Origin of the sequence: Thalassomonas sp. M1454 (assembly GCF_007097525.1) — a bacterium.
Taxonomy (GTDB): Bacteria; Pseudomonadota; Gammaproteobacteria; order Enterobacterales; family Alteromonadaceae; genus Thalassotalea_A.
This window is the reverse complement of the sequence record NZ_VKDD01000002.1, coordinates 972,302-989,904: the sequence shown is the minus strand read 5'-3', so window position 1 is coordinate 989,904 and position 17,603 is coordinate 972,302. Positions and strand designations below refer to the sequence as shown.

Sequence of the window (17,603 nt, the reverse complement as noted above, 5' to 3'; positions counted from 1 at the left end):
TAGTATTAACCCTCTAACCGAATGGTAACAGCACGCTGGTGAGCATCTAAGCCTTCAGCATCGGTTAATTCAATGATGGTTGGTGCAATATTGGCTAAGCCTTGTTTAGTTAATTCTTGCACTGTGTAGCGTCTTGAAAAATCAGCGAGTGATAATGACGATACAACTTTTGAATAACCATAGGTTGGCAGTACGTGGTTGGTGCCACTAGCGTAGTCTCCGGCTGACTCTGGCGAATAGTCACCGACAAAAATAGAGCCTGCGTTACGTAAACTTGCTAATAATTGATTTGGATTTTCGGTTTGCACAATTAAGTGCTCAGGACCGTAAAGGTTAGATACTTGCACGGCTTGTGCTATATCGTCAGTTAAAATTAAACGGCTCGATGTTAACGCTTGTTTGGCAATGTCTTTTCTTGACAATAACTCTACTTGGCTATCAAGCTCTTGTTGTACCGCGGTTAAAATCTCTTCGCTGTCACTTAATAAAATTACTTGTGAGTCGGGGCCGTGTTCGGCTTGCGATAATAAATCGGCGGCGGCAAATGCAGGCGTAGCACTGCTGTCGGCAATCACTAACACTTCAGATGGGCCGGCTGGCATATCGATGGCAAAACCAGGTACTTGTTGTGACAGTTGCTTTTTAGCTTCAGTAACAAAGCGGTTACCCGGGCCAAATACTTTATTTACAGGCTTAATAGTTTGTGTGCCAAGAGCTAATGCGGCAACAGCTTGTGCGCCGCCAATAGTATAAACTTCATCAATACCACAAATTTGTGCAGCGTAAATGATTTCATCAGCAATTAAACCGTCTTTATTTGGCGGACAAACTAAAACCACGCGCTCACAATTAGCTATTTTTGCTGGCACGCCTAACATTAATACCGTTGAAGGTAATGGCGCTGAGCCTGCTGGGATATACAAACCAACACTTTCAATCGCTTCTGTTTTTAATGTACATAGCACACCTGGCATGGTTTCAACGGTGATATCTGTGGCAACTTGCGCCTTATGGAAACGCTCTATTTGCTCATAGGCGGTAACAATGGCTTGTTTGCGGCTATCGCTTAAACGAGCACTTGCTTGTGCATAAGCATCACTAGCAAGTGCTAGAGTATTTAATTTTACGCCATCAAATTGCTCAGTAAGCTGTAACAGTGCTTTGTCACCATTTGTTTTTACGGCGCTGATGATATCGGCAACTGCAGCCTCTAAACTTGCATTATCTGCAATTGCTGGGCGGGCAAGGGCGTCTACTTGTTGTTGCTCTGTAAGAGAAGACCATGTAAGCATAATATTTAACCCATCATCTTTTCAATCGGCATAACTAATATTGAATTACAGCCTAAATCGGTTAACTGCTCCATCGTTTCCCAGAAAAAGGTTTCTGTACTTACCACGTGCACCGCTACTCGATCATCTCGCTCAGCTAAAGGTAAAACCGTTGGCGTTTCAGTACCAGGCATTAAAGCGACTACTTCATTTAGTTTATCTTTTGGCGCGTGCAACATGATGTATTTACTCTCGCGAGCCTTTAATACGCCTTGGATGCGCGGTAATAGAGTGTTGAGTATGGTTTGTTTTTCATCTGATAAACCGTCAGTTCTCTTGATCAAAGCAGCTTTTGAGCGATAAATTTCAGCTACTTCTTTTAAGCCATTCGCTTCAAGGGTTGCGCCAGTTGAAACTAAATCACAAATACCATCGGCAAGGCCAACACGCGGTGCAACTTCAACAGAGCCATTTAATTGGCACATTTCAAACTTAATGCCGTTTTCTTCTGCGAAACGGTTAAGCAATCTAGGGTAGGTAGTTGCTAAGCGCAGGCCATCTAAACTTTTAACGCCGGTGTATTCCATTTCCTCAGGTAGGGCGATAGATAAACGACAACCACCAAACTTAAGAGAAAGGATTTTATCGTAATCAGCACTTTCACCTTTTAATACACGTTCTAATTCGTGTTCTTCAAGAGTGTTGTCGCCAACAATACCTAAGTCACAAATACCATCCATCACTAAGCCCGGAATATCAGAGCTACGCACTAACATTAAATCAATCGGCATATTAGCAACATGAGAAAGTAGACGGCGATCAGCTAAGTTGATTTTTAATCCACAACCTTTAAGTAAGGCTTGTGACTCATCGCTTAATCTGCCTGATTTTTGAATAGCAATTCTAAGGCGGGTGCTGTCGGTATTACTCATAAACTAGTCCTGTTAATTTGTTAAATTTGAATTTAAATGTGCATCTGAAACTAAAAAACCCCGAAAGTTGGACTTTTCGGGGCTTGCTTATAATTGCACTGCGCTGAAAGGTCCATAGCCCCTCAGCGAATAACCTGAGAGCTAATCGATAAGTAAATGGTGATGATGTAGTTTAAGGTTATTCATAATAAATTCGTCTAAATGCTTTAGTTGTTATAACCATATCGGGTTTAAGCGCCTGTCGTCAAGGGCAAACTATGAAATAAATATGACTTTTTTATTAACTTTAGTCGTAAATGGAATAAGCATAGTTATTTAGTTTTTATGGTTTATTATTTGAGCGGGTCTTGATGTTGAAAATAATAGCTTAAACGCATGGCTGATATTGCAATATTGCTTAGATCAATTTATTCTCAAAAGCATTAATTTTATAAAATGAAATATTCATGACCTCAGTTGCTAAGGCCTTTGCCGAAGATGGCCTGCTAGCCAAAATTATCCCAGGATTTAACCCGCGCAAAGCGCAAGTCGATATGGCCAGTAAGGTTGAGTCGGTGATCAAATCTGGACAATCTTTAATTGTCGAAGCAGGTACAGGTACCGGTAAAACATTTGCCTACTTAATACCTGCTTTGCAAAGTGGCAAAAAGGTTGTGGTATCAACCGGGACTAAAAATCTACAAGAGCAACTGTTTCACAAAGATTTACCGCTAGTAAAAAAAGCCTTAACCAGTTCACAAAAAGTTGCTTTGCTTAAAGGCCGCTCTAATTATTTGTGTAACTTTCGCTTAGAAGAGAATTTCAATAGTGCGCCACCTGTACCGCAAAGAGGTAAACAACCACCGCCTAGGCATCAACTAGGGGCAACTTTAGATGCCACTGCGTTAGCTGATTTAGTTAAGGTGCGTAAATGGGCGAGTATTACTCAGTCTGGTGATATAGGTGAGTTGGTTGATGTGGCTGAAGACTCATTGATTTTACCGCAAATAACCTCAACTACAGATAACTGCCTAGGGCGAAATTGTCCTGAATATGAAAATTGCTATTTAGTTAAAGCGCGAGAGCGAGCAATTGAAGCGGACTTAGTTGTGGTTAACCATCATTTGTTTTTTGCCGATATGGCGTTAAAAGACACTGGCTTTGGTGAATTAATTCCACAATCGGACGTCGTGATTTTTGATGAGGCGCATCAAATAGGTAATATTGCCAGCGAGTATTTTGGTCAAGCATTTTCAACCAGACAAATATTGGAGTTAGCTAGTGATGCGATAAGTCAGTATCGCTCTGAATTAGCCGATGTAAAACAGCTGGGCATTGCCGCCGAGAAACTGCAAAAAGGCGCGGGTGATTTCCGCTTACTTTTTCCTTATGATAACGAGCGAGGCAATTGGCGTCATAAAATTGAACATGCGCAGTTTAAGCAGGCTTTTGTACAATTACATACCGACCTTAAGTTTTTATTCGATGTATTAAAAATGTGTGTATCACGCACCGAGGTTATTGATAATTGCTTTGACCGTGCTAGTGAATTACTGACTAAATATGAGGTAATGAATAATACCGAAGCTAAAGGCATGAGCTTATGGTACGAAACAACCCGTAGGCATGTTGTGCTGCATCAAACGCCGTTATCTATTGCTGAAAAATTTAGCGCCTATATGCAAGAGCACGAATCGGCTTGGATCTTTACTTCGGCAACGCTTGCGGTAAATGATAGCTTTACTCATTTCGCCGAAGATTTAGGTTTAACGCACGCGCAGCAGTTATTATTGGCTAGTCCATTTGATTACCCCAAGCAATCTAAGTTGTTAGTACCAAGGTATTTACCTGAAGCGAATGATTTTAATCGAGCGAAATCGTTAGTTAATATTGCCTTGCCTTTAATTAAAGCAAGTAAAGGTAGTTGTTTCTTGCTATTTACCTCTTATCGGGTGCTTAACCAAGTGGCTGAACTTTTAGCCGAGCAAGTTGATAACCCGTTGTTGGTGCAAGGGCAAATGGCGAAAAGCGTTTTACTCGATCATTTTGTTGAAGATAAAAATGCGATATTATTAGCCACTGCCAGCTTTTGGGAAGGGGTTGATGTTCGAGGTGACAACTTAACTTGTGTTATCATTGATAAATTACCTTTTAGGGCACCGGATGAACCTTTGCTACAAGCAAAAAGTGAAGATTTAAAGCGCCGCGGAGGCGACCCTTTTGGTCAAATCCAATTGCCTGATGCCGTTATTGCCTTAAAACAAGGGGTTGGTCGTTTGATCCGTGATGTTAGCGACCGTGGGGTGTTAGTGATATGCGATAGTCGCATCGTAAATCGCCCGTATGGACAAGTGTTTTTAAGTAGCCTGCCGCCAATGGCAAGAACTCGTGAAATTAATAGTGCGGTTAAGTTTTTGCAAGAGATAGAGGCGGAGAGCTAGGAACGAGGAACTAGAATTTAGTTTTGCTGGAACTGGTGGTTTAACTGATATTTTATGGGCTAAAAACTAAAAACTAAAAACTAAAAACTAAAAATTAAAAACTAGCTTTTTTGAAGATAACGTGCGAATAAATTCGCACTAACGAAATTTAATAAAGAAATAGAGTAAAAAGATGAATTATTTGGCCATTGATGCCTCAACTGAAGCGTGTTCGGTAGCTCTTGAAGTTGCCGGGCAAGTATACAGTCGTTATGAATTTAGCCCGCAGTCTCATAGTTTGTTGCTGTTGCCTATGGTTGATGAAGTACTTAAAGAGGCTGGCATTAAGTTAGCACAACTTGATGGTTTAATTTATGGCCGTGGTCCGGGCAGCTTTACCGGGGTTCGCATTGGCATTGGTGTGGCGCAAGGTTTAGCTTACTCTGCCGACTTAAAGGTTGTTGGCGTGTCAACGTTGCAAGCTATGGCGCAACAAGCGTTTAATAAATCCGGAGCTAGCCAAGTTATTGCCGCCATCGATGCGCGTATGAGTGAGAGTTATTGTGGTTTATTTGCCTTAAATGATGAGCAAATAATGCAACCACAAAAAGATGAAGCGGTGTTATCACCAAGTGTTGTCCATGATTATATAACAAGTACGACAGATGCTGCATTAGTTGGTGTTGGCAGTGCTTGGAATGCGTATCAAGAACAACTTGCGAATACCCAAAAGCAAGTAAGTGTTGATGCTGATGTATTATTTCCTGATGCTGTTGCTATGCTAGCAATAGGAAAAGCTGAATTTGCGCAAGGTAATGCACTCGCACCCGAAAACGCCGAGCCGGTTTATTTACGTGACACGGTTACTTGGCAGAAGCTACCAGGCAGGGAATAAAAAGCTAGGTTCAAGGTGTCAGAGTCAATGTGAGGGATGTAAGGAATGGTAGTGAATGAGTGATACTCACAATAAGTTTTTAACCTGGCAGGCGCCTAATTTTTGGTTATTGCTGCTACTTGCTATCGCCCTTAAACAAATCCCTTATGTAACCATTCCTTTTAATTGGCTAGAAAGCTACTTTCATGAAATTAGTCATGGCTTAGCTGCACTTGTTAGTGGCGGTAGTATTGTGCAAATCCAATTGTTTATTAATGGTGCAGGCCTTTGTACTACATTAGGTGGTTCAGCCTTTCTAATAGCCTTTTCTGGCTATGCTGGCGCGGTGGCATGGGGCGTTTTAATTTATAAAATTGCCGACCTTAAATCCAGTTACAGTAAGTACTTTAGTTACTTTATCTTAGCGTTATTAGTTATTTCATCTGTACTGTGGGTGCGCGACTTTCTTACCTTGTTTATTTGTGCACTGCTAATCGCGCTATTTTTGCTTAGCGTTAAAATATCCCACTTTCAACTCCTACCTTTGGTGCTAAAAATCATTGCTCTTATGGTGTTACTTAATAGTTTTCAAAGCCCTTTATATTTAATTGATGGCCGCGGCATTGGTGATGGTAGTGCGCTGTCACAGCTAACCTTTATTCCAGAGTTTGTCTGGATTGCTGTTTGGACAGGACTTGGGGCAATAAGTATTTATCGCTTAGGTAGAAAAGGTAAAGTGGCAAAGCCAAAAGGCTAGCCTAAATAAGTAAGAGCAGATTTCAATATAAAGAAGAGCAATATGCGAGATATTAATTTTGAGTTAGCAGATAAAACCATTAGCGCTGTTGCTATTGGTAATGAAGATAAGCCCGTGGTGTTGTGCTTGCACGGTTGGCTAGATAATGCGGCCAGTTTTTTCCCTTTATTTAAGCAGTTACAACAAGACTTTCCACAGTTACTTGAACGTTATCAGTTTATTGCTATTGATTGGCCCGGACATGGCTTATCAACCCACCGAAGTATCGATGCTCATTATCATTTTATTGATTGGTGCTATGACTTATTACAGATTATTGAGCATAAGCAGTGGCAAAAAGTTAGCATAATTGGTCATTCGATGGGGGGCATGGTAGCCAATGCATTTACCTCGGCATTTAATGATAAAGTCGACAAATTAATGCTGATTGAAGCCATCGGTTTATTAACTGAAAGCGAAAACCCAAGTAAACAATTACGTAAAGGTTTACAAAGTCGAATTAAAAAAGCACCTAGAAAACTTAATGTTCATAAAAATTTAGATGCTGCTATTCAAGCAAGAATGAATGTTTCAGACTTACCTAATAGTGCTGCTGAGTTAATTGTTAAGCGCGGCATTATTGAAGTTGAAAACGGGGTAAGTTGGCGATCAGATCCGCGTTTAAGAAATACATCGCCACAACGTTTTTCACTAAAACAAGCAATTCAAGTTGTGGCTAACATTCATTGTCCCGTTACCTTAATTGTTGGAAGCTCTGGTTTTGATATGGTCCAAACCGGCATTAAAGTATTTGCTGAGCATATTAATGATTTCAACTGCTTTACCATTGAAGGTGGGCATCACCCTCATATGGAAAGCAGTGGCAAAACAGCTGAGCTTGTAAATAATTTATTAAAATAATGTTTTTTCTGGTCATACCTCTTGCATTTGTTTGTATCTATGAAATGATACATGACAATTTTATGTAAATGTATTGTCTAGATTGTGGCTAATTGATAACGAGAGTTGCTAAATATCAACTATAATCAACAATATTTTGCTAAGAAAACCATTAAAAAACAAAAATATAATAAAATTGCTAGGCTGTTTTTATGCTCTTTGGCTAAAACAAAACTAAGCAAAAGATAGATTTTAGGAGATGTTCTGTGGAAAAAGTGTGGCTTGAAAAGAGTTATCCACCTGGTGTTGCGCATGAAATTGATGCGGATAAATATAACTCAATTGCTGAAATGTTTACTAAGTATGCTAAACAGTATGCTGATACAACCGCATTCATTAACATGGATGTTAAAATAAGCTATAAAGAGTTAGAGCAACAAGCACAACATTTTGCCGCCTATCTACAGCATGAACTTGGCCTTAAAAAAGGCGACAAGCTAGCTATTATGGTGCCAAATACATTGCAATATCCTATTGCCTTATTTGGAGGTTTGTTAGCAGGTTTAACCATAGTAAATGTTAACCCTCTATATACTGCTAGAGAATTAAAACATCAGCTTAATGATGCCGATGTATCGGCTATTTTAATTATTGAAAACTTTGCCTCAACGCTTAGCGAAGTGATCAAAGATACGCCAGTAAAACACGTAATCCTGACCTCACTTGGCGAACGCTTAGGTATGATCAAAGGCGCAATTGTTAACTTAGTGGTGCGCCATGTGAAAAAAATGGTGCCAGCATACCAATTAGATAATACGGTTTCTTTTAATAAAGTTTTAGCTTTAGGTGCTAAGCATACGTTTACCCCTGTCGATATCTGCGGTGAGGACTTAGCCTTTTTACAATACACTGGTGGTACAACGGGTGTTTCTAAAGGTGCTATGCTGACTCACCGTAATATGGTTGCCAATATGCAACAAGCAAAAGCGGCAATTAGCCCGTTATTAAATGATGGTGAAGAATTAGTTGTTACTGCTTTGCCGCTTTATCATATCTTTGCTCTTACGGCGAACTGCTTAGTGTTTATCACCCTTGGTGGCACTAACTTATTAATTACCAACCCGCGTGATATGCCTGGTTTTGTTAAAGAGCTAGGTAAGTATAAATTTACCGCGCTTACTGGTGTAAATACCTTATTTAACGGTTTACTCAATACCCCTGGTTTTAAAGACTTAGATTTTAGTCACTTAAAACTAGCTCTTGGCGGCGGTATGGCAGTGCAAAAACCGGTTGCCGATCACTGGGAGCAAGTAACGAAAACTTATTTGTTAGAAGGTTACGGCTTAACGGAATGTGCGCCACTGGTTACGGTAAGCCCTTATAATCAAAAAGGCTTTAACGGCACTATAGGTTTACCAGCGCCTTCAACTGATATTCGTATTGTTGCTGAAGACGGTAGCGAATGTGCTATTGGTGAGCCTGGTGAGTTACATGTATTTGGCCCGCAAGTAATGAAAGGCTACTACAAGCGTGAAGATGCAACGGCTGAAATACTTAAAGATGGCTGGTTAGCAACGGGGGATATTGCCACTGTTGATGATACTGGTTATGTAAAAATAGTTGATCGTAAAAAAGACATGATCATCGTTTCTGGTTTTAATGTATTTCCAAATGAAATCGAAGAAGTGTTAGTAATGCACTCAGATGTGATTGAGGCTGCTGCTATTGGTATTCCGCATGAAGTAAGCGGTGAAATCGTTAAAGTGTTTTTAGTTAGCTCTAATCCAAACCTTTCTGAGAAAGAATTGATTAAACACTGTAAAGCCAACTTAACCAACTATAAAGTACCTAAGCTGTTTGAGTTTAAAGACGAGTTACCTAAATCCAATGTAGGTAAAATTTTACGTAAAGAGCTACGTTAATCGTATTCGCTTGTAAAAATTGTTAACCAAAAAGCCGAAGTTGATGAAACTTCGGCTTTTTTTATTTTGTTTCTGAGTCAATCGTATTAGACTTGGGGCTATCGAATATCAAGTTGATTAAATTTATTTCGCACCTAATGGGAAGTTAATCAAATTGGTATAATTATTTATAAAATTTACATCAGGAAATAATGTGCAGTTTATCTACATTGAAACTCAACAAGCGCTAAGTGATTATTGTCAGCAAATTAGTAGTGATGATATTTTGGCGGTGGATACTGAATTTGTGCGTACACGTACATTATTTCCAAACTTAGGTTTGATCCAAGCCTATGATGGCAAACAATTAGCGTTAATTGATCCGGTTGCTGTAGATGATCTATCACCGTTTTGGCAATTGCTAGCAGATGAGTCGATTTGTAAAATTATTCACTCATGCTCTGAAGACTTGGAAGTGTTCATGCATAGTGGTAATTGCAAACCAAAAAACATGATAGATTCACAAATTATTATGTCATTTTTAGGCCATGGATTGTCTATGGGCTATGCCGCAATGATCAAACACTTTCTTGATATTGATGTTGATAAAAGTGAATCAAGAACTGACTGGATGAAAAGGCCGTTATCAAGTAAGCAACTCGATTATGCTGCCGCTGACGTACTTTATTTGCATCAAATAAGCCAAACCTTACTAACGCAAATAGAGCAGGCTGGTTGGTTAAAACAAGCTAAAATTGAAACCGAGCAGCAAATAGATAAAAAGTTTAAAAAAGTTGATTTAGAAGCGCTGTATTTAGACTTTAAACAAGCATGGAAACTCACCCCCGCGCAGTTGCTTATATTACAACAGTTACTTATTTGGCGTTACCAACAGGCGGTTAAACGTAATCTACCACTTAGCTTTGTTGCTAAAGATCATACTTTATTTTTAATTGCACAGCGTAATCCAAATAATGTCGGGGCTATGGCACATTACGATGGTATTGATATTTTAGATATTCGCCATAAAGGTAAGGCAATGCTGGCGGTTGTACGTGAAGCAAATAAATTACCAGAGCAGCAATATCCTGCTCATATCACTCGTTTAGATAATTATCCTGGTTATAAACAAATTTTTAAAACGTTTAAAAATTATGTCGCAACACTTGCTAGCGAGCAACAACTTGATATGTCAGTAGTTGCCGGTAAAAAGCAACTGAATCAATTTTTATCTTGGTTTTGGCAATTAAACGATCAACACAATCGCACGCATTCGGTTGAATTACTCAATGGCTGGCGCGGCGAATTATTTGCCGATAAATTAAAAGCGTTTGCCGAAAACGGCTTTGCTTAACCTTTCTTTTTTAAACTAAGGGTTAATGGTGAGTACTCATATGAGCTAATCACCGTTAGCGTTTACCAGCAATTTAAATCTTTTTAACTTAATTTGATAAATATTAATTAAGTTGCAACCTCTGCCAATTTTATTTGTCTTATCTTCTAGTAAGCCTATGCGTGACCGGACGTGCGTGATATATTTTAATCAATGAAATCTAGTTAGTGATTAAAGCAAATGTTGTGTGCAGTATATAAAAGTCCTAAAAAGGCAGAAACTTATCTTTATGTGATCAAAAGAGATGACTTTTCGGCCATTCCTGAAGGGTTGTTAACCACTTTTGGTACGCCAATGTTAGTAACTGTGATCAGTTTAGCAAAGCGCGATAAATTAGCGCTTGCGGACATAGATAAAGTTAAGAAGATGCTATTAGAGCAAGGTTATTATTTGCAGCTTCCTCCGCCTCGAGAAGATATGTTAAAAACTCATCGCCGCGCGAATAAAGTTGAAGAAGAGTAAAGTCAGAGGTAGGAAGTTAAATTTAAGGGATTAAAGCTTTAAGGAACTATTTTTAAAGAGCTAAGTTTAAAAAATTCATGGCTAGGAGCCATAAACTAGATAAAATTTATTTAAATCACATCACAGCAATACTGAGCTGTGAATAGTCAAATGATTAATAACTGGAGTTAAAATGTTATTAAAGAAAAGCTTGGCCGCGGTATTACTGGCCAGTTCAGCAATGTTTTCCCTTTCTGTTTCTGCACAAGTTGCAGCGCAGCCTCACCAAGAAACTGAAATTAGCTTTGCCGATTATGTAGAAAATTTAAAAGCCGAAGCGCTTGCTAAAGGTTTTTCAAAAGCCTTAATCGAAGATAGCTTCTCTAAAGTGAGTTATCATAAAAAGGCGGTTAAAGCCGATAGAAACCAGCCTGAAACAATTGAAACCCTAGAAACCTATTTACCTAAACGTGTACCTGACTGGAAAGTAGAACGAGCGCAGGACATGATGGATAAGTATCATGATGAGTTAGTTAGCGTTGGTAAGCAATTTGGTGTTCAACCAAGGTTTATCGTTGCTTTATGGGCGCTTGAGTCTAACTTTGGTAAAATCACGGGTAACTTTAATGTTGTTTCGGCGTTAACTACTTTAGCTTATGATGGCCGCCGTGAAGCGTTTTTCAAAAAGCAACTTTGGGACGCATTAACAATCTTAGAACAAGGCCATATCTCAAATGAAGATATGAAAGGCTCTTGGGCTGGCGCAATGGGTCATAACCAATTTATGCCAAGTTCATTTTTAGCCTACGCTGCTGATGGCGATGGCGATGGTAAAAAAGATATTTGGAATAATACTTCTGATGTATTTGCATCGATTGCAAATTACTTAAAGAAAGTAGGTTGGAATGACGATATCACTTGGGCTAGACAAGTTAAATTACCAGAAAATTTTGATTATAAATTAGCAATTCCACAAAATACCGGCGGTCGTTCGCCTTGGTTAAAACAGTGGTCAAAAACAGAAATGAAACTTAGCGACTGGCAAAAAGCGGGCGTGCGTAAGTATGACGGTAGTGACTTACCGAAAGTCGACATTACTGCAGCGCTGGTTTTTCCTGATGGCGAAGAAGGCCGTGCTTATTTAGCATACGATAACTACAAGTCACTTATGCACTGGAACTTATCTTATTACTTTGTCACTAGTGTTGGTCACTTAGCTGACAAGATTAAATTTTCGCAAGTAAACTAGGCAATTTAATCTAGAGATAACACGTTTACGCGTAAAGCTGTTAAACTAGAGTTATGGATAACACCTTGTATGTAATGTCATACAAGGTGTTGTTGTTTTTAGCGAGCGAGTTGCTTGTTGTTTAAAAGGTAATATTAAATTGACTCAGAAATCCGTAGCGCCATTTTGGCAAACTAAAACATTATCGCAAATGAGTGAAGCCGAATGGGAATCGCTATGTGATGGCTGTGGTAAATGTTGTTTGCATAAATTTATCGACGACGCGGATGATGAAGAGGAAGTCGATGACGATATTAGTGATGAAGAATTAGCCTTATTACAACATGCCCCAACGGACTTTATTCGAGAAGGTGAAGAGCTGCTTTATACCAATATTGTTTGCCATTTACTTAATGATAAAACCTGTAATTGTACTAAGTACGCACAGCGCACAAAATACGTACCTGACTGTGTTAAACTTACCCAAGATAACTTAGATGATATCTTCTTTATGCCAGAAAGCTGTACTTATCGTCGTTTGCAGGAAGGTCGTGGTGTGCCAAGTTGGCATCCATTGCTAAACAAAGGTAAAAAATCAGCTATGCACAAAGCGGGTATGTCAGTTCGAGGTAAAGTAGTTAAAGATAACGAAGTGGATACTAACGACTACGAAAACCATATTGTTAGTTGGCCGTTAGCCGATTTAGATTAACTAACAACTTCACATCAAACACTAGGTTAATATTAAAATATGCACGCAGTTCAGCGATTATTCTTGTACCGACAGAGTTTAAGTACTACTGAATTTCGGGCCCGTGGTTATAAAATCATTCGCTGTGAAGTGTGCCGACTTGGTGTCGATAATTGCATTTGTAACTTGCGCCAACAAGCCAATAGTCACTGCGCATTTGCTTTATTGATGTATGATAATGAAGTATTAAAACCGAGTAATACTGGCCGCTTAATTGCTGATGTTATACCCGATACCCATGCTTTTTTATGGCACAGAACCGAGCCTAATACAGAATTACAACAATTAATTGCTGATCCTAACTACCAAGCGTTTTTGATTTTCCCTGGTGAGTATGCACATGCCGAGCAACAAGTGTATGAACGCAAGCCGGTTGATTTTGACAACTCTAAAATCCCTCTGTTTATTTTAATTGATGCTACCTGGCGACAAGCTAAAAAAATATTTCGTAAAAGTGACTACTTAGCCAAACTACCTATAGTCACTATTCCTGCCCTTGAGCAAACTAAGCTGGAAAATAGCAAGGTTAAAGCGCCCGAGTATAAAGAAAGTGTAGAGCCACAAAATACAGATGATCGACACAGTGAGTTAATTTATAACTTTGATTCTCGTTATCAAATGCGCAAAGCTGAGAAAGAAGGGCAGTTAGCCACCGCGGAAGTCGCTGCCAAAGTCCTAGATATGTTTGGTGATAGCGATAGCGCTATGCATCTAGATTTATGGTTTGATGTGTTTAGTTATCGCTACCAACAGTCAAAATCTCAAAAGAATCAAGCCAACTCCGGTGCAATAAATTTATATAAAAAGTTTATCGCTAAATCCTAACCCATATCAAGGTGTCTGACACCTCGATATTAAATATCACTTGCCCTGCAGTTAGTTATTGGTCAAAGTATACCGATAATAATAATTTTATAGGTTTTCCATGATATTTAGCTCAAAAATTAAAACTAGCCTTAAACTAATTAGCTCGGCATTTTTACTCGGACAAAGTGCGGCCAGTATTGCTGAAGATGAAATCTTCCTTGCTACATTAGAGCAAGATAAAGTAGTGCAAGTTGTTAATATCACTAACCGCGAGGGCTATGATAATCAGCCTCACTTTACACCTGATAATAAAAGCCTGCTTTATAGCGCCATGTTTGTTGACGGTGATAAGGCGCAAACGGATAGTATGCGCTTTGAAATAGCTACTGGTAAAACGATTAACTTAACCCAGTCAGCGGCCAGTGAATATTCGCCTACTGTGATGCCAAATGGTAAAGAGTTTTCTGTTATTTATGTTGGTGGTGATGGACGTCAGAGGTTTTCTAGCTACCCACTTAGTGGTGGTAAAGCTAAGTCGTTAGTGGCAAAGCTTGATAAAAACTTTGCCGATATTGGCTATCATATTTGGCTTAATAAGAGTGAACTTTTAATGTTTGTTTTAGCGCAGCCGATGCAATTACAAAGAGTGAACTTAGCATCTGGTAAAGCTGAAATTATTGATACTGATATTGGTCGAACACTGCGTAAAGTGCCAAATAAAAACCTGTTTAGTTATAACAAAGCCAATGCCCAGCAATGGCAAATGCAGTTATTTGACCCGATTACCAATAAAAGCCAAGCGAGTGTGACCCTGCCACAAGAAAATATGTATTACGCTTGGCACACTGATGGCCGTCTTATATCAGCTACGGGTGCTAAGTTAGTGGTTAATACATTACAAATGGGTAATGCTAAATGGCAGGACTGGCATGACTTTTCCGCTTATTGTAATGGTAGTATTACCCGTTTAACTATGTCGTCTAACAGTGAGTATATTGCTTTTGTTTGTAATACCACTGATAAGCCTTAATCAGTGATAACTTTACCGCTGGCGCGATACTTTTTACCGTTTTCAACGTAATGATTTGCGCCTTTAGCAAGAAGTGCTTGGTGCTCATCGGTTAACTGCTTAACCACTTTACCTGGTGAGCCCAGCACCATTGAACCATCAGGTATATTAACGTTTTCAGGTATAAGGCTGTTAGCACCAATTAAACAGCCTTTACCTATGGTGGCGCCATTTAATATCACCGCATTCATCCCGACTAAACTGCCATCTCCAATAGTACAACCATGCAACATAACCTTGTGGCCAATGGTAACGTTTTTACCAACCAATATTGGCTTTCCTGCATCAACGTGTAGAATGCTACCGTCTTGGATATTAGAGCCTTCGCCAATCGTTATGGTGTCATTATCTGCACGAATAACCACATTAAACCAAATGCTGGCATGTTGATGAATTTGCACATCGCCGATGAGTGTCGCATTAGGTGCTACGAAGGTGTCTTGGTGAAAAGTAGGGCGTTTATTGTCTATTTGATAAATCATAAATAATCCAAGTGGTTAGAAATTTGTAAATTAATAGCGTTTGCTGTTATATTGACTTAAACAGGTTCAAGATAAAAGGAATAATAATGTCGAGCCCAGAACAAGAAATAATTGATCGTCGCCAAAACTTCCGTATAGATATGGAAAACGAAGCCGTTGATTTGCTTTGGCGTGATAATGAAGGTCAATCTCATAAAGTTACTAGTATTTGTGCAGACTTTTCCCGTGGCGGTTTACGTATTGAACACGAGTTTGCCATTGCTGTCGACACTCAAGTTAATTTTAGATTCCAAGCCGAACATCCAGATAGTAAGCCATTAACTGCTAAAGTAGTCCGTTGTGTAGAATTACCTACAGGTAAGTTCTCTATCGGATTCAAAATGATCTAAACCGGACTGGTTAGGTTGTTGTAGTTCAAAAGAATAATGAAAGGAAGTAAAGATGATATTGTTAGTTGGTGGTGAAAAAGGTGGTAGCGGTAAAAGTTGCTTAGCCCAAAATATAGCCGTGTATTTTGCAAATGAAAAGCATGCAACTGTACTTATTGCTGATTGTGATCCGCAGCGTACAACCTCTGACTGGATACAAGCTAGAAATAATGATCCTAAATTAGTGACCATTAATTGTATTCAATTATACGGTAAAATCCGTAATGACTTATTAAGCTTAAACGAGCACTACGATTACGTTATTGTTGATTGTGGTGGTCAAGATAATTTAGCTCTACGTGCTTCAATGTCTGTTGCTGACCATGTACTTATTCCTATGCGTCCTAAGCGCCGAGATATAAAAACTGCGCCTCATATGGAAGATATGTTGAGTACTTGTAAGATGGTAAACCCTAAAATGATCGCATCTTTTGTGATCACTCAATGTCCGTCTTTACCAAACCAAGCTGGTCGAATTATTGAAGCTAAAGAAGTATGTGCATCATTTGGTATTAATGTACTTGATTCAATCACTTATGCTCGTAATATTTACGATGATAGTGAAGAAAAAGGTGCATCTGTTATGGAAACTGAACCGGACGGCAAAGCAGCTAATGAAATCCGCGCTATTGCCGATGAGATGTTAGCAATAAAACAGGAACTAAGTTATGAGTTTGGCTGATCTTAAGAAGCAAAATTATAATGATATAAAGCGTAATTTTACTGTTGATGAGTTTATCGATGATGCTACCAATTATGCAGCTGGTCGACCTGAAATTGTCAGTGCAGATTTAAAAGCTCAGACTAAAAAATTAACTCAAAAAATCGCTAAATCGGTTCAGCATGTGCAACCCGATGATGACAAGCCTTTTAAGCATGCGACATTTACTTTAAGCACCGAAGTAATTGAGCAGTTAAATGAGTTATCGCTTAAAACATCAATACCAAAATCTCGCTTGTTACGTATATTGGTTAATGATTTTTATTATGAAGAAAATCCATCTACCTTGCAAAACTCTAAGGTAAAGTGAAAGGGTTAGCATAACTGTAACTCTGTCTTCATTTAAAATAATAGTGATTACAAAAGACATTGTGTATCAATTTAATCAATTGGTATAAAATGTCTTTTTTTATGAGCAAAATTTATGGCTAGTGAGATTAAACCTTTATGCGTTTAGATAAATATATATGTCGTTGTACTGAGTTAACCCGAAGTGATGCCAAAAAGTATCTTAAGCGTGGTGCTGTTTTGGTTAACGATGAATTGATCAAAGACCCTGGTCATCAAGTGTATGAAGAATCAAAAGTCACTCTTGCCGGTAACTTATTAAGTTTTGCGAGTGCGCGTTATATTATGCTGCACAAACCCGCTGATTGTATTTGCTCTAACGTTGATGAGCTTTATCCATCCGTTTTACATTTAGTTGAGGTTGATAGGGCGTTTGATTTGCATATTGCCGGTAGACTTGATGCTGATACCACAGGTTTAGTATTAATTACCGATGACGGTCAATGGTCACACAAGATCACCTCACCAAAGAAAGCCTGTAATAAACGCTACCGCGTGCAATTATCTAAACCGATAAGAGAAGACGCTGCGCAGTTATTTGAACAAGGTGTACAATTACAAAATGAGCCTAAACTAACCCGTCCAGCTAAGCTTGAAGTGCTATCAGAGCAAGAAGTATTATTGACCATTTCTGAGGGCAAGTATCATCAAGTTAAGCGTATGTTTGCTGCTATCGGTAATCGAGTGGTTGGCTTGCATCGTGAACAAATTGGTGACATTGAACTTGATCAAGAGTTAGATTTAGGCCAATGGCGTTATTTAACCGAGGAAGAGGTGAACTCAATAGGGTAGTGAAATAGATCCTATAAGTTATGGATCTAGAATTTAGAATCTAGAATTTCGTATCTCGTATCTCGTATCTCGTATCTCGTATCTAGGAAACTAGAACTACACTCGTCGTCCCCGCGAAGGCGGGGATCCA

The 17,603-nt window shown here is 39.0% G+C and carries 18 protein-coding genes; 15 read left to right on the top strand and 3 right to left on the bottom strand.

Translation table 11 applies throughout. The annotated features are described in order from the left end of the window. Positions 1-5 precede the first annotated feature (5 nt). Both hisD and hisG read right to left on the bottom strand, forming a co-directional pair. Positions 6-1,292, bottom strand: a complete 1,287-nt coding sequence (gene hisD / locus FNN08_RS06435) for a histidinol dehydrogenase (protein ID WP_143583889.1) — start codon at positions 1,290-1,292, stop codon at positions 6-8. Positions 1,293-1,297: 5 nt separating this feature from the next. Continuing rightward, positions 1,298-2,203, bottom strand: coding sequence for an ATP phosphoribosyltransferase (gene hisG, locus FNN08_RS06430; RefSeq protein WP_143583888.1), 906 nt, complete (start codon positions 2,201-2,203; stop codon positions 1,298-1,300). Positions 2,204-2,649: 446 nt separating this feature from the next. Between hisG and FNN08_RS06425 the strand changes: the two genes are divergently transcribed. From FNN08_RS06425 to FNN08_RS06375, 11 genes are all read left to right on the top strand, one after another. Further along, a complete protein-coding gene (locus FNN08_RS06425; protein WP_143583887.1) occupies positions 2,650-4,623 on the top strand; it encodes an ATP-dependent DNA helicase in 1,974 nt (657 codons plus the stop codon). A 172-nt stretch (positions 4,624-4,795) separates the two neighbouring features. After that, positions 4,796-5,497, top strand: a complete 702-nt coding sequence (gene tsaB / locus FNN08_RS06420; RefSeq protein ID WP_143583886.1) for a tRNA (adenosine(37)-N6)-threonylcarbamoyltransferase complex dimerization subunit type 1 TsaB — start codon at positions 4,796-4,798, stop codon at positions 5,495-5,497. Between the two features lie 55 nt (positions 5,498-5,552). Further along, positions 5,553-6,233 (top strand): M50 family metallopeptidase, encoded by a 681-nt coding sequence (locus FNN08_RS06415; RefSeq protein ID WP_143583885.1) that lies wholly within the window; start codon positions 5,553-5,555, stop codon positions 6,231-6,233. Between the two features lie 42 nt (positions 6,234-6,275). Continuing rightward, on the top strand, positions 6,276-7,133 hold the full coding sequence (locus FNN08_RS06410; protein WP_143583884.1) for an alpha/beta fold hydrolase: 858 nt from the start codon (positions 6,276-6,278) through the stop codon (positions 7,131-7,133). Positions 7,134-7,378: 245 nt separating this feature from the next. Further along, a complete protein-coding gene (locus FNN08_RS06405) occupies positions 7,379-9,034 on the top strand; it encodes an AMP-binding protein (protein WP_143583883.1) in 1,656 nt (551 codons plus the stop codon). A gap of 193 nt (positions 9,035-9,227) precedes the next feature. Continuing rightward, complete coding sequence (gene rnd, locus FNN08_RS06400; RefSeq protein WP_143583882.1) at positions 9,228-10,367, top strand: ribonuclease D; 1,140 nt, start codon at positions 9,228-9,230, stop codon at positions 10,365-10,367. A 219-nt stretch (positions 10,368-10,586) separates the two neighbouring features. Further along, a complete protein-coding gene (locus tag FNN08_RS06395; RefSeq protein ID WP_143583881.1) occupies positions 10,587-10,868 on the top strand; it encodes a YcgL domain-containing protein in 282 nt (93 codons plus the stop codon). A gap of 172 nt (positions 10,869-11,040) precedes the next feature. Further along, positions 11,041-12,096, top strand: coding sequence for a lytic transglycosylase domain-containing protein (locus FNN08_RS06390; RefSeq protein WP_409574596.1), 1,056 nt, complete (start codon positions 11,041-11,043; stop codon positions 12,094-12,096). A 190-nt stretch (positions 12,097-12,286) separates the two neighbouring features. Next, a complete protein-coding gene (locus tag FNN08_RS06385; protein ID WP_409574601.1) occupies positions 12,287-12,787 on the top strand; it encodes a YcgN family cysteine cluster protein in 501 nt (166 codons plus the stop codon). A gap of 39 nt (positions 12,788-12,826) precedes the next feature. Then, the gene (locus FNN08_RS06380; RefSeq protein ID WP_143583879.1) at positions 12,827-13,651 is read left to right on the top strand and encodes a tRNA-uridine aminocarboxypropyltransferase; all 825 of its coding nucleotides are present in this window, start codon (positions 12,827-12,829) and stop codon (positions 13,649-13,651) included. A 100-nt stretch (positions 13,652-13,751) separates the two neighbouring features. Then, positions 13,752-14,663 carry a TolB family protein gene (locus tag FNN08_RS06375; protein ID WP_143583878.1) on the top strand — a complete coding sequence of 304 codons (912 nt, stop codon included), beginning with the start codon at positions 13,752-13,754 and terminating at the stop codon, positions 14,661-14,663. On the opposite strand, the gene FNN08_RS06370 is transcribed toward FNN08_RS06375, so the two are convergent. Then, a complete protein-coding gene (locus FNN08_RS06370; RefSeq protein WP_143583877.1) occupies positions 14,660-15,184 on the bottom strand; it encodes a gamma carbonic anhydrase family protein in 525 nt (174 codons plus the stop codon). The two genes, FNN08_RS06375 and FNN08_RS06370, sit on opposite strands and share 4 nt — an antisense overlap. An 86-nt stretch (positions 15,185-15,270) precedes the next feature. Here FNN08_RS06370 and FNN08_RS06365 point away from each other — a divergent pair, with 86 nt between their 5' ends. From FNN08_RS06365 to rsuA, 4 genes are all read left to right on the top strand, one after another. Further along, positions 15,271-15,573 (top strand): PilZ domain-containing protein, encoded by a 303-nt coding sequence (locus FNN08_RS06365; RefSeq protein WP_143583876.1) that lies wholly within the window; start codon positions 15,271-15,273, stop codon positions 15,571-15,573. Positions 15,574-15,625: 52 nt separating this feature from the next. Then, a complete protein-coding gene (locus FNN08_RS06360) occupies positions 15,626-16,294 on the top strand; it encodes an AAA family ATPase (RefSeq protein WP_143583875.1) in 669 nt (222 codons plus the stop codon). Continuing rightward, positions 16,281-16,643 carry a ribbon-helix-helix domain-containing protein gene (locus FNN08_RS06355; RefSeq protein WP_143583874.1) on the top strand — a complete coding sequence of 121 codons (363 nt, stop codon included), beginning with the start codon at positions 16,281-16,283 and terminating at the stop codon, positions 16,641-16,643. Before FNN08_RS06360 ends, FNN08_RS06355 begins: the two co-directional genes overlap by 14 nt. 137 nt (positions 16,644-16,780) lie before the next feature. Next, the gene (gene rsuA / locus FNN08_RS06350) at positions 16,781-17,473 is read left to right on the top strand and encodes a 16S rRNA pseudouridine(516) synthase RsuA (protein ID WP_143583873.1); all 693 of its coding nucleotides are present in this window, start codon (positions 16,781-16,783) and stop codon (positions 17,471-17,473) included. Positions 17,474-17,603 lie beyond the last annotated feature (130 nt).

Bases quoted from the DNA above. Each gene is read 5' to 3' on its own strand.
- hisD (WP_143583889.1), bottom strand. From the start codon at position 1,292: ATGCTTACATGGTCTTCTCTTACAGAGCAACAACAAGTAGACGCCCTT.
- hisG (WP_143583888.1), bottom strand. From the start codon at position 2,203: ATGAGTAATACCGACAGCACCCGCCTTAGAATTGCTATTCAAAAATCA.
- FNN08_RS06425 (WP_143583887.1), top strand. From the start codon at position 2,650: ATGACCTCAGTTGCTAAGGCCTTTGCCGAAGATGGCCTGCTAGCCAAA.
- tsaB (WP_143583886.1), top strand. From the start codon at position 4,796: ATGAATTATTTGGCCATTGATGCCTCAACTGAAGCGTGTTCGGTAGCT.
- FNN08_RS06415 (WP_143583885.1), top strand. From the start codon at position 5,553: ATGAGTGATACTCACAATAAGTTTTTAACCTGGCAGGCGCCTAATTTT.
- FNN08_RS06410 (WP_143583884.1), top strand. From the start codon at position 6,276: ATGCGAGATATTAATTTTGAGTTAGCAGATAAAACCATTAGCGCTGTT.
- FNN08_RS06395 (WP_143583881.1), top strand. From the start codon at position 10,587: ATGTTGTGTGCAGTATATAAAAGTCCTAAAAAGGCAGAAACTTATCTT.
- FNN08_RS06390 (WP_409574596.1), top strand. From the start codon at position 11,041: ATGTTATTAAAGAAAAGCTTGGCCGCGGTATTACTGGCCAGTTCAGCA.
- FNN08_RS06385 (WP_409574601.1), top strand. From the start codon at position 12,287: ATGAGTGAAGCCGAATGGGAATCGCTATGTGATGGCTGTGGTAAATGT.
- FNN08_RS06380 (WP_143583879.1), top strand. From the start codon at position 12,827: ATGCACGCAGTTCAGCGATTATTCTTGTACCGACAGAGTTTAAGTACT.
- FNN08_RS06375 (WP_143583878.1), top strand. From the start codon at position 13,752: ATGATATTTAGCTCAAAAATTAAAACTAGCCTTAAACTAATTAGCTCG.
- FNN08_RS06370 (WP_143583877.1), bottom strand. From the start codon at position 15,184: ATGATTTATCAAATAGACAATAAACGCCCTACTTTTCACCAAGACACC.
- FNN08_RS06365 (WP_143583876.1), top strand. From the start codon at position 15,271: ATGTCGAGCCCAGAACAAGAAATAATTGATCGTCGCCAAAACTTCCGT.
- FNN08_RS06360 (WP_143583875.1), top strand. From the start codon at position 15,626: ATGATATTGTTAGTTGGTGGTGAAAAAGGTGGTAGCGGTAAAAGTTGC.
- FNN08_RS06355 (WP_143583874.1), top strand. From the start codon at position 16,281: ATGAGTTTGGCTGATCTTAAGAAGCAAAATTATAATGATATAAAGCGT.
- rsuA (WP_143583873.1), top strand. From the start codon at position 16,781: ATGCGTTTAGATAAATATATATGTCGTTGTACTGAGTTAACCCGAAGT.